Raw genomic sequence first — 13,678 nt, forward strand, 5'->3', positions numbered from 1 at the left:
TGAGGTTAGGGTTAAGGGGTAAGGAAAAGGCTAAAGGAATTGATTTTAAAGGTATTGAAAGACTTTACCCTACTTTTCTTGCACTTTACCCCTAAAAAGAACTGACTTTATTTTAAAAGTTGTTTAGAGCGGACTTTCTTATCTGGAAATAAATAGGGAAATAGGTTCGAGGTGAGAAAGGATAAGGGTTTGAGGGATTTCGGTTTGGAGCGGAGTTTATTTTAAATATACATAGTTAGTAATAAGGATTTTTAGGGATAAGGAATAAGGAATAAGGATTATATTATAAAACTAAAACTTCGCACATAAATAATTACTCTGTTCCTTGAAAACTTAATGCTTTGCCAGAAAAAAGTAATAGTAATTTACACAATTATGCACACTTCGGAAGTCTTTCCTTAAGTTCTTTGGGAATCGCAGCCATAAAAGCATCAAGTAATTGGTCCAGCTGTTCTGAAGATAACGATAGTTTATCTGTTATTGTATCTATGAATACTTGCATAAGTAGATGAAAAGCCTGAATCAGCGTAATATCGGACATTTCATCCTGTATGTAGTAAAATATCTCTCCCATTGTTCGTAAATCTGATGATCGACGGTTCTCTAGTGCAAGCATCATGTATCTGGTAAATACGATTGCTGTATGTGCTGTCATCGCATCGTAAGATAATGAATTGCATTCCTTGCTGAGCTTCAAGTATGATTTACACACTTTGAAAAAGACTTCTATATCCCAGCGCTTCCCGTATATACGAATGATTTCGTCCTCGTTAAGGTTCATATCCGTGGTAATAAGTGCCAGATAGTCTTTTCGATTATTCCTGTTTCTGACAAATACAATTCGAGCAGGAATAGATTTTCCGTCTTTTTCAATGGAAACTTCCACGGATAACAGGTATCTAGACCTGCCTCTTCTTTTTCTGTTCTGCTTGTATATTTCTGTTAACGGCTGCATTATTCCATTATATAGGTAATGCATCTTTGATGTTTTCTTTGCCATTGCAATAACATCATAGCCTATTTCTTTAATAGCAATCAAAGAAGAGGGAGAACAGAACCAAGTGTCAAACAATACATAAGATGCTGGAATCATTGCTTTTTTAGCGGTCTTTATTAATTCCAGAGCTACGGCTGTTGCTTTAGTTTGGGATAGATTCCTTCTTAAATACCCGGCGGAACGCTTGTCCACAGGTATAGCTTCATTGATACGATTCTTTTGATTCTCAGTAGATAAAAGACATCCATTGACTGGGATAAAAGTATTTCCATCTGACCATCCGAGTGTAAGTAGGCGAAAGCCATATTTGTATGTTTTTTTAGCATGGTCATATACTTTTGCTAGTAGTTCTACTTTTTTAGAGCTAGAGCGTTCGAATAAAGAGTCATCAACAATAAGAACATTTACGCGTTTGTCACTTGTTAACCCAGTAATTGTCTCATTTATAATCTGTGCACTAAGCCAAGTGGTAAACCGAATCCAATTAATATGAATAGAGTTTAAGAATCTGTAAACCGTGTCTTTCTTAAAACCAACCTGATTTGTACCCATTAGCATATTCATATACATAGATCTATTGGTAAAGATCATACAGAATAAGTACTCGAAAATAGAAATAACGGGAATACCCTTGCTTTTGTAAGCATTCGATAACCTTAAAGCAGCCGAAATTCTATATTTTTTGAAGAAACTTTTAATCGAAGTAGAAACCTTATTATCAATTTGGTAATTTTGTGTTATACTATTCATAGCATGAGCCTCCAATTGGTTTATTTTTTGATAATTCAATTATACCAAAAATGGAGGTCTCATGCTATTTTATAGCCAAATAATATTGAATTATCAAGGTACAGAGCTACTTTTATAAGTGCGAAGTTTGAGTTATTAATTGATAAAGCAAAGGAAAGTAAGCAAATAAATAAAATTATAGCGATTATAGACCCCAATAACATTGCTTCCAGGAAAATATTAATTAAGAATGGATTTACCACACATATGATATGCGAAATGGATGGATTGCCTGGAGAAATATTAAGCATGAAAATCTAGATGATATCGTCAAAAACTCCTGCAATGAAAAAGCAAGTCCTTCAACGGAGCAGGAAAGTCGAAGCAAAAAACGACATCTGTTAAATAAAAATCAAGGGTATGAGTCGAATTTAGTGACAAAACTTTTGACAATACTATGTTGTAGGAGGGGCTAAAGCATGAGTGAATTAATCGATACAAAGATTGAAAAGTTTAAATTAAGATTTGCGGAAAAAAGATGTGGCATTAGTCTTAAGCTTTATCAAAGAGTTGGCTGAATATGAAAATATGTTGCATGAGGTTGTGGCGACGGAGAAATTATTGAAAGAATCATTGTTTGACCGTAAAGCCGCAGAAGTTATTATCGGTGAGTATGAGGATAAACCTGTAGGATTTGCATTATTCTTTTATAATTTTTCCACTTTTTTAAGGCGGCCGGGGATATACTTAGAAGATCTGTATATAAAGCCTGAGATGAGAGGTAAAGGACTTGGTAAAATAATGCTATCATTTTAGCAAAGTTAGCTGCAGAAAGAAATTGTGGCAGACTTGAATGGAGTTGCCTTGATTGGAATGAACCATCTATTAAATTTTATAAGTATCTAGGGGCAGTTTCAATAGATAAGTGGACTGTGTATAGAATAAATGACAAAGCTTTGACTGATTTGGCAAAAAGCTTTGATGATTAAGTTAAAATTTGTGATGCGTTTTAGTTGGGAATATTGTTTCCGTCAATAAGTTTTTATGGAATAGGGAAGTCGTGAGAAAAACGATGGAATTACTTTTTTGTTTATACATGTGAATAAAACATGAAGAAGTTATTTTTTATTTAAGTATGTAAAGTTAACTTGACATTTGACAAATGAATCGATAAAATAGAAATGTAAAGTAAACCTTCCATAAAAGGGAGTGATAATTTTTGAAAAACAGGCTGGAAGAAATACGAAAGCAGCGTGGTATTAGGCAGGAAGAACTTGCTGATGCGTTAAAAGTATCAAGACAAACGATAAGTTCTCTTGAGAATGGGCGATATAATCCATCAATCATATTGGCATTTAAGATAGCTCGATATTTTGATATGCGGATTGAAGATATTTTTATTTATGAGGAGGAAGAATAATGACTAATAGAAGATTGTTATTTATATTTATGTTGGTAGTAGGGCTGTTATTATTGCTTTTGGGAGGTTTTGTATTCACATCAAAAGAATTAAAAATGGTTTCCAGCTTGTGTATTGGTTTTGGCACTGCAATATCTGTATTAGGGATTGGCAATTTGTTGGGCTCTTTTATGGTATCAGCAGTGGAAGATAAAAGAATAAAACAATTAATAGAGATAGAGGTAAATGATGAACGTAATACAAGAATCAGAGAAAAGGTTGGTTATATGACAAGCAAAATTATGAATTATGTGATTTTAGTTTTGGTTATGGCATTAGGATTTATGAATGCCGATAAAAAGATTTTATTCATGGTTGCTTCACTACTTTTAATAGAATTTGCATTGGTTATATTCTTTTCAAATTATTTTTCAAAGAGAATGTAAAAAATGAGCTATAATTTCATTCTCTTTAATTTTTGATTAAGGTGTCAAAAGTATTTTTTCATCCATGATAAACTGAAAATATGGTAAAATAGAAATATAAACAAAAAGAAATAGAAGGAGCGATACATAGCCATGGCATTCAAACCAAACGAATATCAACAAATCACAATGGATGACAGATTCTTAAACTTGGATGAAAGGACAAGAAAGTTTGTTTTAAACTCATGGCAAAAGGCTTTGCTGAAATCATATTTCCAGCAATCAATGAAAAACGCTTTTCCGTATTGTACAGTGACAATCCCGCTTCCCGTCCAAACAGTCCTGTAAACGCAATAATTGGAGCCCTAATACTAAAAGAAATGTTTAATCTTACAGATGATGAACTATTAGCAAGCATCCTATGTGATGTCCGTTTTCAATACGCCCTTCACACTACAAGCTTCAAAAGTCAACCTTTCAGTGATAGGACTTTTAGCCGTTTCCGTGAAAGGCTATATCTTTACAATCTGGAAACAGGAAGAGATCTTCTTCATGAAGAAATGGAAGCCATGGCAAACGTATTTGTAAAATACTTTGATATAAATCCATCAGTAAAAAGAATGGACAGCATTATGGTATCATCCAGTTGCAAAAAAATGTCCAGATTAGAGATACTATACACATGCGTAGCAAACATGGTCAAGGCAGTATACAAAACAGGAGAATATGATCATCTCAAAAACATGGAACATTACCTAGACGAAGACGATAGAAACAAAACAATCTATCATAGAAAAAACGAAGAAATAACAAAAAGACTTCAAGAAATAATTGAAGATGCCTATACACTAACAAAAGAATTAGGAGAAGCATACGCTGAATTACCAGAATATCAGCTATTACAGCGTGTACTAAAAGAACAAACAGAAATAACAGAAGAAGGCAAAATAGTGCCAGTAGAAAAAGAAAAAATAAGCCCAGATAGTCTCCAAAACCCAAGCGATCCAGATGCAACATATCGCAAAAAAGCAGGAAAAGACCATAAAGGCTATGTAGCTAACATAGTAGAAACAATAGACGAAAAAGGCTCCATAATAACCGGCTATGACTATGATGTAAACACACACAGCGATAGCATCTTTTGCAAAGAAACGATAGAAAAGCTTGGGAAACAAGAAAAAGAAATAACAATAATAGCAGATGGAGCTTACAGCAGCATTGAAAACATAGAACTAGCAGATAAAAATAATATCGAACTAATAACAACAGCCCTTATAGGGAAATTACCAGAAGAAATACAAAGTGAATTTGAATTAAATGAAGTAACGCATGAAGTAGTCAAATGTCCAAGAGGAGAAAAACCATATAAAACAAGATACTATGAAAAAAGTGGATTATATAGAGCATCCTTCAATAAAAAAACATGTGAACATTGTCCACTAAGAGAAAAATGTGGAGCGAAGCTACAAAAGAAATCAGCGTATGTATTGATAACAGCAAAAACAATACAAAGAGCAAGCTACTTAAAAAAGATGTCAACAGAAAAATATAGTGTACTTCAAAAGATAAGAAATGGAGTAGAGGGTATACCATCAATACTAAGGCGTAAATATCATGTAGATGTGATACCTGTAAGGGGATTAGTGCGCTCAAAAATCTGGTTTTCATTCAAAATAGGAGCCATAAATGCAAAAAAAGCACTAAAAATGGCAGCAGAGATGGCTGCGGTTTTTTACAAAAATATCAAAGTCAGATTTATTCTTACAAAATCAGGTAAAAATCGAGCAAAGTTATCATTAGTAGCTTAAAAAATGCTTCTTATGACACTCAAATCATTTTTTTATTTAGATTTTTTATAATAAAGTTTAGTGTATAATGGTAAAAGAATACTATTTAATTATGGGGGAAAGCAGAAAATGTTTAAAGAAATGAGAAGAAAAGATAGATCTATTGATGACGAACAGGCTATTGAACTGTTAAGAAAAGGACAATATGGAGTGTTATCTACAGTAGGTGAAAATGGATATGCCTATGGAGTTCCTCTAAACTACATATACCATGAAGGAAACATTTATTTTCATTGTGCTGCTGAAGGAAGCAAGCTGGACAATATTGTTTATAACAATAAAGTTTCTTTTTGTGTGGTTGGCAATACTGAACCAATACCTGATAAGTTTAGTTATAGGTATGAGAGTGTAATAGTGTTTGGACGTGCGGTGGAAGTATATGATAAGGAAAAGGAGGATGCATTGGTTGCGCTAATTCAAAAATACTCTGGCGAGTTTATGGAGAAAGGGATGGAATACATACGAAAGAGTGACATTAAGGCAAAAGTCATTAAAATTAATATCGACCATTTGACGGGAAAGGCAGGGAAGTAACGGTTGATTAAATGAGAGATACACTGTTTAGCCAAATTTATTTTCTTTAAAAATAATTATACGTGGGCGGGGGTTATTGTGTATCCTAATTATCGAATTTCCGTTGAAATTATTTTGTTGCATGAGGGAAAGGTTCTATTGACAAAACGTGCAGGACATTGTAGGGTTGCTCCGAATGTTTGGAATGTTCCTGCCGGGAAAGTAAAATATGACGAAATTCCCACTCAAGGCCTGTATCGAGAGGCAAAAGAGGAAATTAATTTGGATATAGAATTGTTGGAGGAGCTATCAGTTAGGAATCTAAAAAGTAAAAGTGGAGATGAAGATATATACAGGGTTGTGTTTACATATCTTGTTAAACCTAAAAACGATGATATTTCTTCACTCAAATTGAATGATGAACATTCCGAGTTAGCTTGGATTACAAAAGAAGAACTCAATAATCCAAGATATGAAACGCTCACACTGATATAAGAAATATTCTTTTAACAAAAGTGTTTAAGTAAAGATAAAATTTTTATTTAGTGATAATAGTTTTAAATATGCTGCTATAGATGAAGAAATCAATTCAAACTAATTGCCATAATTAAATTTACGCGAAAAAATTTCCTAAAAATTGACTCACGAAATACGAGTTAAAAGTAGGAAATATAGGGATTAATTTTATTTAAGGGAGTATATAAAAAGTTCAAGAAAAGTAAAATGAGATTGGGGTATAAATATGGAGATAAAGTTTTACAAGATATGTGAAGTAAGCAATACTCAGCTTAATTTTGCTGTTATATTTGCTACTTATAAAGGAAAATGGATATTTGTAAGGCATGAGGACAGAAATACGTGGCAAGTTCCTGGCGGTCACAGAGAAAAGAATGAAGATATTAATGTAACTGCTTCGAGGGAGTTGTTTGAGGAAACAGGGGCATTAAATTACGAGATTGAGCCCGTATGTGATTACTCTGTTACCATAGATGGGATAACTACATTTGGGAGATTGTTTTATGCAAAAGTAGATGAAATGGGACCTTTGCCACATAGTGAGATATGCGAAGTAAGCTTTTTTAAAATGATGCCAGATTATCTTACTTATGCGGATATACAGCCTATTCTTTTAAGGAAGGTATTAGATTTTTTAAGTGGCAAGATATTAAAACTGCTTGAAAAAGACAAAACAAGAAATATTAATATCATCAACTTTATTAGAAATTATCCTATTTATACCTTTGAAACAGTTGGAGATTCAGTACTTGTTAGAGGAAGAAGCGATGAAGATTGGGTTTATATTAGCAGTAAATCCTATGATGAGTTCTTCAAACTTATTTACGTATTGGATGGAGATGACAAATGTTTTGCAGCCATTGAGGACTGGATGCTCCCACATATTGCGAAAAATAGGAAAATAAAGTCACGACTGACCAGTATGAAACTAGTCTATGATTCTAATGTACCACTGCCGACCGTAAAATCACATGTTGTTGACTTATCAATTGCAGATGCTCCATATATATTCGAGAATTCCAAGTATAAAGAGTATATATCAGTTGAATATATTGAAGATAGGATAAAAAATGGCATTGGTCTTGGCATCGAAGATGAAAAATTAGTGGCATGGGCGATAACACATGATGATGGAGCTATAGGTTTTTTGAATGTATTGGAAAATTACAGAAGGAAAGGATATGGCATGGATGTAACTGTTGCAATGATAAAGAGGCTTCTGGAACTTGGCCAACTGCCATTTGTACATATTGAAGAAGATAATGTAAAGTCTATGAACCTGGCATTAAAAGCAGGATTTAGAAAGGATAGGAGGGTACATTGGATAAAATTAAATTAGGATTGGGTGTTTCATGAATTTCAAAAAAGACATTTTTGATCTTAAATTGCAATATTAAATGCAATACCCAAAAAAAGTCATATGGCGATTATTTGGAATTATAAGAGAATACAAAGATATTGTATATGCTTATGATGGAATAACTATAGAAGTGTAGATTAAATTTTATGGATGATTAATTGAAATAAATATACAAAATGGTTGACAGAGCACAGAAAGGATGTAATGAATATGCACATTAAACCAATATCGATTGATGATCGCCAACGCATAAATGATTTTATAAAATCTCGCTGGTCTTCAACTGAAATGGTCGTTCGCGGTGAAATAGTCGATATGACAAAATTAGAAGGCTTTATTGCGTATGAAAATGATGAAATTATTGGGTTAGTGACATATAGGATTAAGGATAGTGAATGTGAAATCATGTCTTTAGACAGTTTGAAGGAAAATCAGGGCATTGGGACTACTCTTTTAAATAAGATCATTGAAGAGGCAATCAATAAAAAATGTACAAAAATAAAATTGATTACTACAAATGACAATATCAACGCAATTCGTTTTTATCAAAAACGCGGATTTGATATGATTAAAATACATCACAATGCTGTTGATGTTGCGAGAAAATTAAAGCCGTCGATACCAATATTAGGTGATTTTGGCATATCAATCAAACATGAGATTGAGTTTGAAATGGATTTAAGTAAAAAATCATAAAGAAGAACGGAGAAGCTATATATGGAAAAGGTCTATGAAACGGAAAGATTGGTGTTAAGAGTACTGGATAAGGCTTATGCGGAATTAGTATTAGATTACTATTTGAGAAATAGGACTTTTTTACAAGAGTGGGAACCTTTAAGAGATGAGATGTTTTACACAAAGGAGTATCAGCAGGAAAATCTGACGAAGGAATTGACAGGCATCGAAAATAAAGATTTGCTTAGACTGTGGATATTTAAAAAGAATGTTGACAGCAAAATAATCGGCATAATATGTTTTAACAACATCGTAAAAGGCGCATTCTTATCATGTCATTTGGGGTACAAATTAGACAAAGATGAAATCAAAAATGGGTATACTACTGAAGCGGTTAAAAGAGGAATTAATATAATTTTTGACGATTTTAAGTTGCACAGAATTGAAGCGAATATCATGCCAAAGAATAAACCATCATTAAAAGTAGTTGAAAAATTGGGATTTTACGATGAAGGAATAGCATATAAGTATCTGAAAATTAATGGTAAATGGGAAGACCATATACACATGGTTTTATTAAACGACAAAGTATGATTAGGAGGTGCACAAAATAATGAAAGATTTGGCAGACAGAAAAGGTGATAGATTCAAAATAAGATTTGCAGTAGAAAATGATGTGACACTTATATTAAACTTTATAAGGGAGCTGGCGGAATATGAAAAACTTTTGTCAGAAGTTGTGGCGACAGAGGAATTATTAAGAGAATCTCTATTTGAACGTAAAGTGGCAGAAGTTATCATAGGGGAATACGATGGAGAACCTGTAGGATTTGCATTGTTTTTTCACAATTTTTCTACATTTTTAGGGCGACCTGGTATTTATCTTGAGGACTTGTATATAAAGCCTGAGATGAGAGGCAAAGGATTTGGAAAAATAATGTTGGCGTTTTTGGCTAAATTAGCCTTGGAAAGAAACTGTGGCAGGCTTGAATGGAGCTGTCTTGACTGGAATGAGCCGTCTATTAAATTTTATAGGCAAATAGGTGCTGTGCCTATGGACGAGTGGACTGTATACAGAGTACATGATAAAGCATTGGTAGATCTTGCAAAAAGATTTTATGACTTCTTTACGTAAGTTTTTAGTTTTTAAATTGTATAGATAAATTAAAAGAGGTCTCAGATGAGTATTTGAAATATACTTCTGAGGTTTTTTGATTTTCAAGCTATAAAGCTTTCCGTTTTGGAATTGTGTGATATATTATGGAAATCGCGGTTTGTATATACTAATGACATATAAAAATATATATTATATAATATACCGGAAAGGGGGAATGCGGTTTGCGCAAGATTAAAATGTTATTTTTATATCTATTAATGTTAGCTGTAGTTTTCGTGCCTGTCATATCATACGGTGATAGCGGACTTCCACAATTTCAGTTTGGTTCAAGGCTTTTATACACAGGGACTTACGGTACTGATGTATCGGAGCTACAAAGCATATTAAATAGCATTGGATTTAGCACGGGTGCTATTGATGGTGTTTTTGGCAACAACACATTAAATGGAGTGTTGGCTTTTCAAAAAGCAGAAAACTTGGTTGCAGACGGGATTGTAGGACCTAATACTTACAATGCTATTCAAAATGCTTCGTGGGAAAATCCAGTCGTCTATTATGTACAACCAAATGACAATATCTATTTTATAGCGAAGAAATATGGAACATCCATTCAAGATATTCTGGATGAAAACGGATTGAGTGACAACGCATCTTTATATGTTGGCGAAAAGCTGCTTATACCACATCCGCCGGTAACAGTACCGCAACAGCTTGACAATGCTTCTAATTATCAGGAACTTAAAGACAATATTGAGACACTGCTTAGCCAGCATACAGGAAATTACGGGGTATATTTCATAGATTTAAACTCTGGCGAGACATTTGATATAAATGGTTATGATTCTTTTATTGCTGCCAGTACCTATAAAGTTCCTCTAAATTTTTACGTGTATACGCTTATAACTGAAGGGAAATTAGATCCAAATATGGAAGTCCAGTATACGTCGCAGGATTATGAAGGCGGCTCTGGCTCTATACAATACGATCCTGTTGGAACTTATTATACAATTAGGGAGCTTTCAAAAAAATCTATAGAAGAAAGCGACAATATAGCATCAAATATGTTGATGAGAGTCGTAGGATATGACAATTATTTGAATTTTATAGAAAGTTTAGGTGCTTATGTCATACCATATTCAGATAATGTCACATCCCCAAGGGATTTAAGCATCTACATGGAGGATATATTAAATTATGCAAATGCGCACAGCAGTACGGCAGGAGAGCTTCTAAGTTATCTTGAAAATACTATTTATAACGATAGGATCTCATATCCTTTGCCAAGCAATATAACCGTTGCTCATAAAATTGGAAATCTATCAAATGTAGTAAATGATACAGCTATTGTTTTTTATACGCAAAAACCGTATATTTTGACCATCATGGGCAACAATGTAGATGGATCTGATAATTCGGATGCGTATACTGTAATAAGGGAAATATCAAAGATGGTATACGACTTCCAGGGCAGTCATTAAAAAAGCCGGGATTACCGGCTTTTTTAAAACTCATCGCGTATGATTTTTTCTATTACATCGCTGACACCATCTTCTAAATTGGATTTTGCTACATAGTTGGCGTTTCTTTTTATGGCGTCATCAGCGTTTCCCATGGCGACGCCAAATCCTGCTTTGATTATCATTTCTTTGTCATTGTCTTGATCGCCTATTGCTACAACCTGATTAATGTCTACGTTGAGAATATCACATAATTTTATGAGTGCGGATCCTTTTGTAATGCCATAAGGGAGAATTTCTATAAAATATTCATCTGACTGTACGCACGTAAAAGGCTCGTTTGATGATTGCCTTATTTCGTCTACAAGCTCTAAAGATGTGTCCCTATTTCCTCTGAAAAGTACCTTTATAATTTTATCAAGTTTGCTGAGATCTTCGATTAAATCACATTTTACGTGTTCTGTTTCCATGTATGATTTGATGAAATCGGATATCTTATTTATGTATATACCGTCTATACTGTATACAAGAATGTCTACATTGTATTTTCCTTCTTGCCATTTTTTCGCTATAAGCTTGTACAAATCATCAGAGAGATAATTTTCATGCAGTATTTTTTTATTTATATGATCGTATATTACACATCCGTTAAAAAGTATAACAGGTACATCAATATCAAGTTCTTTTATGTATGGTGTTGCTGATATGATGCCTCTACCTGTTGCTAATGTGAAAATGCCTCCCATATTGCGAAACTTTTTTACACTATTTTTCGTGGCTTCAGAGATCTTTTTTTTATCGTCTAATAAAGTCCCATCTGCGTCTGCTACAACCATTTTGTATTTCATATGATCACCCCAAATAATATTTACACCGTATCTATTATACAATTTTTTCGATTTTAAGACCAGTGAAAAATTTTTTATGAGATATTGTTCGCAAATCGTATATATGTTAAAATTATAAAAAAATTATGGGGAGGAGATATAATGATAACTTGGAAAGAAGATTTTAGGCTTGGCATTGACGAGATAGACAAGCAGCATAAGAGACTTTTTGATATTGCAAACGAAGCGTACGATTTATTGAAGAATGAATTTGCCATTGATAAATACGATCATATCGTAGAAATAATAAAAGAGTTGAAGGACTATACGATTTACCATTTTGACTATGAAGAAGACTACATGAAAAGCATAGGCTTTAAAAAGTTGCTTTCACATAAAGTGCTGCACGATGACTTTAAAGAGAAGATTAACAACATAGATTTAGATAAGATAGATCAAAATCAAGATGAATACATAAAAGACATTTTAAACTTTTTGGTGGATTGGATTGAGAAGCACATATTGAAAGACGATAGGTTATATGCAGAAAAGCAATAAAAAACAAGGTGGCACTGTGTGGTGCCACCTTGTAAATTACTTTAACGGTGTAAATGGGCAGTATCCTATTTCATCGCATCTATTTTTCATGTCAGCCCATAGTTTATCATCTTCAATTGCCTCATAGGCCGTTGGATATAGGATGTAATTTTCTTTAAAGATATGATCTCTCATGTTGAATACGATGTAGCTTGATAGTTCTTTCGCTCTGTCTTTAAAATCTGCAAAATCGATGTAGTCGACGTTATTTGCAAGCTCTACCAAACTTCTTTTTCTCAATCGTATCTCGTCATGCTCAAGACGCATTATCCTTGTTGGACCTGTTATACCCAGTTTTTCCAGTTCAGGGAACAATACGTCTTCTTCTCTTTTGTGGTGCTTTTCGGCGCTTAAAATGCCTTCTGCAGTTTCTTTTAAATCTGATAACAAGGCTCTGTCTTCCTGTGGTGACGACATTTTCTGTATCTTTATGTTTAAAAGCTCTAATTTGTCAAGTAGCTTTAGTATTTCATCGTGTTCCAATATAAGTGTTTGCAGTACGTGATCGTCGGATAATGATTCTTTCAAGCCGTTTAACTGTCCTTCCAGCATCTCCATGTGGACCGAACAAAGCCCTCTTAGTTCCTCTGCTTTCATTCCTTCATCAACTAATTTTTGTTCTGCTAAAGATAATTCTTCGGCAGTAAGGTCTTCTATCAATTCCTTTGCTTCGCCTTTTACCGTCTCAGGATCTTCGCTATTATTAAGCCTTCTAAGTACGTCAGCTAGTTTATCAACTCTATTTTCCATGATATACATCCTCCTTTTTCTATTTCCAGTATACAAGAAACTACATCAAAATACTGTGATTTAAATCACAGTATTTTGATTGGAATAAAATTTTTATTCATTTTATTTTTTTGTAGTTTTGTTTTAAAATAAAATTAAACTTAGAAAAGGCGGATGAATATTGTGAAGGTATTTTGGTTAATTATCTTTGTGTGGAATATCATTACGTTTGCCACTATGGGTGTAGACAAGTACAAAGCCACTCATGGAAAGTGGAGGATTAAAGAAAGAACTCTTTTTCTTTTGTCATTTTTGTTGGGAGGTATTGGCGTTTTTTGTGGTATGTATATATTCCACCATAAGACAAAGCACATAAGCTTCAAGGTTTTAGTACCTTTGGCGGTATTTACAAACGCAATGTCTATATACTTTTTGTACAAGATTTTAAACATCAATCATTTTTAAGAAAGATATTTTATATGCTAACATG

17 protein-coding genes are annotated in these 13,678 nt (G+C 33.4%); 14 read left to right on the top strand and 3 right to left on the bottom strand.

The window, feature by feature from the left end; translation table 11 throughout:
- Window positions 1-373: 373 nt before the first annotated feature.
- Window positions 374-1,747 carry an IS4 family transposase gene (locus THEXY_RS02100; RefSeq protein ID WP_013787204.1) on the bottom strand — a complete coding sequence of 458 codons (1,374 nt, stop codon included), beginning with the start codon at window positions 1,745-1,747 and terminating at the stop codon, window positions 374-376.
- 138 nt (window positions 1,748-1,885) lie between these two features.
- Between THEXY_RS02100 and THEXY_RS12935 the strand changes: the two genes are divergently transcribed.
- The 12 genes from THEXY_RS12935 (at window position 1,886) to THEXY_RS02155 (ending at window position 11,056) form a co-directional block, all read left to right on the top strand.
- Entirely contained in the window at window positions 1,886-2,047 is a 162-nt protein-coding gene (locus THEXY_RS12935; RefSeq protein WP_349265816.1) for a GNAT family N-acetyltransferase, read from the top strand.
- A 219-nt stretch (window positions 2,048-2,266) separates the two neighbouring features.
- Entirely contained in the window at window positions 2,267-2,542 is a 276-nt protein-coding gene (locus THEXY_RS13000; RefSeq protein ID WP_230197621.1) for a GNAT family N-acetyltransferase, read from the top strand.
- Window positions 2,543-2,945: 403 nt separating this feature from the next.
- Complete coding sequence (locus THEXY_RS02110) at window positions 2,946-3,146, top strand: helix-turn-helix transcriptional regulator (protein ID WP_013787205.1); 201 nt, start codon at window positions 2,946-2,948, stop codon at window positions 3,144-3,146.
- Window positions 3,146-3,571: a hypothetical protein gene (locus THEXY_RS02115; RefSeq protein ID WP_013787206.1), complete on the top strand. Its 426-nt coding sequence runs from the start codon at window positions 3,146-3,148 to the stop codon at window positions 3,569-3,571. The genes THEXY_RS02110 and THEXY_RS02115 overlap by 1 nt, the downstream gene beginning before the upstream one ends.
- 224 nt (window positions 3,572-3,795) lie before the next feature.
- Window positions 3,796-5,358: a transposase gene (locus THEXY_RS02120; protein WP_013787207.1), complete on the top strand. Its 1,563-nt coding sequence runs from the start codon at window positions 3,796-3,798 to the stop codon at window positions 5,356-5,358.
- A 108-nt stretch (window positions 5,359-5,466) separates the two neighbouring features.
- A complete protein-coding gene (locus THEXY_RS02125; protein ID WP_013787208.1) occupies window positions 5,467-5,931 on the top strand; it encodes a pyridoxamine 5'-phosphate oxidase family protein in 465 nt (154 codons plus the stop codon).
- Window positions 5,932-6,069: 138 nt separating this feature from the next.
- A complete protein-coding gene (locus THEXY_RS02130) occupies window positions 6,070-6,405 on the top strand; it encodes an NUDIX domain-containing protein (protein ID WP_230197622.1) in 336 nt (111 codons plus the stop codon).
- Window positions 6,406-6,652: 247 nt separating this feature from the next.
- A complete protein-coding gene (locus tag THEXY_RS02135; protein ID WP_013787210.1) occupies window positions 6,653-7,765 on the top strand; it encodes a GNAT family N-acetyltransferase in 1,113 nt (370 codons plus the stop codon).
- Window positions 7,766-7,990: 225 nt separating this feature from the next.
- Entirely contained in the window at window positions 7,991-8,482 is a 492-nt protein-coding gene (locus THEXY_RS02140) for a GNAT family N-acetyltransferase (RefSeq protein ID WP_041592055.1), read from the top strand.
- Between the two features lie 21 nt (window positions 8,483-8,503).
- Complete coding sequence (locus tag THEXY_RS02145; RefSeq protein WP_013787212.1) at window positions 8,504-9,055, top strand: GNAT family N-acetyltransferase; 552 nt, start codon at window positions 8,504-8,506, stop codon at window positions 9,053-9,055.
- 19 nt (window positions 9,056-9,074) lie between these two features.
- Window positions 9,075-9,596, top strand: a complete 522-nt coding sequence (locus tag THEXY_RS02150; protein ID WP_013787213.1) for a GNAT family N-acetyltransferase — start codon at window positions 9,075-9,077, stop codon at window positions 9,594-9,596.
- Window positions 9,597-9,814: 218 nt separating this feature from the next.
- On the top strand, window positions 9,815-11,056 hold the full coding sequence (locus tag THEXY_RS02155) for a serine hydrolase (protein ID WP_041592176.1): 1,242 nt from the start codon (window positions 9,815-9,817) through the stop codon (window positions 11,054-11,056).
- A 23-nt stretch (window positions 11,057-11,079) separates the two neighbouring features.
- Here the strand turns inward: THEXY_RS02155 and THEXY_RS02160 are convergent, their stop codons facing one another.
- Window positions 11,080-11,883 carry a Cof-type HAD-IIB family hydrolase gene (locus THEXY_RS02160; protein ID WP_013787215.1) on the bottom strand — a complete coding sequence of 268 codons (804 nt, stop codon included), beginning with the start codon at window positions 11,881-11,883 and terminating at the stop codon, window positions 11,080-11,082.
- A 141-nt stretch (window positions 11,884-12,024) separates the two neighbouring features.
- On the opposite strand from THEXY_RS02160, the gene THEXY_RS02165 reads away from it, so the two are divergent.
- Window positions 12,025-12,420, top strand: coding sequence for a bacteriohemerythrin (locus tag THEXY_RS02165; protein WP_013787216.1), 396 nt, complete (start codon window positions 12,025-12,027; stop codon window positions 12,418-12,420).
- A 36-nt stretch (window positions 12,421-12,456) separates the two neighbouring features.
- Here the strand turns inward: THEXY_RS02165 and THEXY_RS02170 are convergent, their stop codons facing one another.
- Window positions 12,457-13,209 carry a DUF438 domain-containing protein gene (locus THEXY_RS02170; RefSeq protein ID WP_013787217.1) on the bottom strand — a complete coding sequence of 251 codons (753 nt, stop codon included), beginning with the start codon at window positions 13,207-13,209 and terminating at the stop codon, window positions 12,457-12,459.
- 153 nt (window positions 13,210-13,362) lie between these two features.
- Here THEXY_RS02170 and THEXY_RS02175 point away from each other — a divergent pair, with 153 nt between their 5' ends.
- Complete coding sequence (locus THEXY_RS02175) at window positions 13,363-13,653, top strand: DUF1294 domain-containing protein (protein ID WP_041592056.1); 291 nt, start codon at window positions 13,363-13,365, stop codon at window positions 13,651-13,653.
- Window positions 13,654-13,678 lie beyond the last annotated feature (25 nt).

Source organism: Thermoanaerobacterium xylanolyticum LX-11 (assembly GCF_000189775.2).
Lineage (GTDB): Bacteria > Bacillota > Thermoanaerobacteria > Thermoanaerobacterales > Thermoanaerobacteraceae > Thermoanaerobacterium > Thermoanaerobacterium thermosulfurigenes.

Bases quoted from the DNA above. Each gene is read 5' to 3' on its own strand.
- THEXY_RS02170 (WP_013787217.1), bottom strand. From the start codon at position 13,209: ATGGAAAATAGAGTTGATAAACTAGCTGACGTACTTAGAAGGCTTAAT.
- THEXY_RS02100 (WP_013787204.1), bottom strand. From the start codon at position 1,747: ATGAATAGTATAACACAAAATTACCAAATTGATAATAAGGTTTCTACT.
- THEXY_RS02150 (WP_013787213.1), top strand. From the start codon at position 9,075: ATGAAAGATTTGGCAGACAGAAAAGGTGATAGATTCAAAATAAGATTT.
- THEXY_RS02115 (WP_013787206.1), top strand. From the start codon at position 3,146: ATGACTAATAGAAGATTGTTATTTATATTTATGTTGGTAGTAGGGCTG.
- THEXY_RS02160 (WP_013787215.1), bottom strand. From the start codon at position 11,883: ATGAAATACAAAATGGTTGTAGCAGACGCAGATGGGACTTTATTAGAC.
- THEXY_RS02145 (WP_013787212.1), top strand. From the start codon at position 8,504: ATGGAAAAGGTCTATGAAACGGAAAGATTGGTGTTAAGAGTACTGGAT.
- THEXY_RS02135 (WP_013787210.1), top strand. From the start codon at position 6,653: ATGGAGATAAAGTTTTACAAGATATGTGAAGTAAGCAATACTCAGCTT.
- THEXY_RS02165 (WP_013787216.1), top strand. From the start codon at position 12,025: ATGATAACTTGGAAAGAAGATTTTAGGCTTGGCATTGACGAGATAGAC.
- THEXY_RS02175 (WP_041592056.1), top strand. From the start codon at position 13,363: ATGAATATTGTGAAGGTATTTTGGTTAATTATCTTTGTGTGGAATATC.
- THEXY_RS02120 (WP_013787207.1), top strand. From the start codon at position 3,796: ATGGCAAAAGGCTTTGCTGAAATCATATTTCCAGCAATCAATGAAAAA.
- THEXY_RS02125 (WP_013787208.1), top strand. From the start codon at position 5,467: ATGTTTAAAGAAATGAGAAGAAAAGATAGATCTATTGATGACGAACAG.
- THEXY_RS02140 (WP_041592055.1), top strand. From the start codon at position 7,991: ATGAATATGCACATTAAACCAATATCGATTGATGATCGCCAACGCATA.
- THEXY_RS02155 (WP_041592176.1), top strand. From the start codon at position 9,815: ATGTTATTTTTATATCTATTAATGTTAGCTGTAGTTTTCGTGCCTGTC.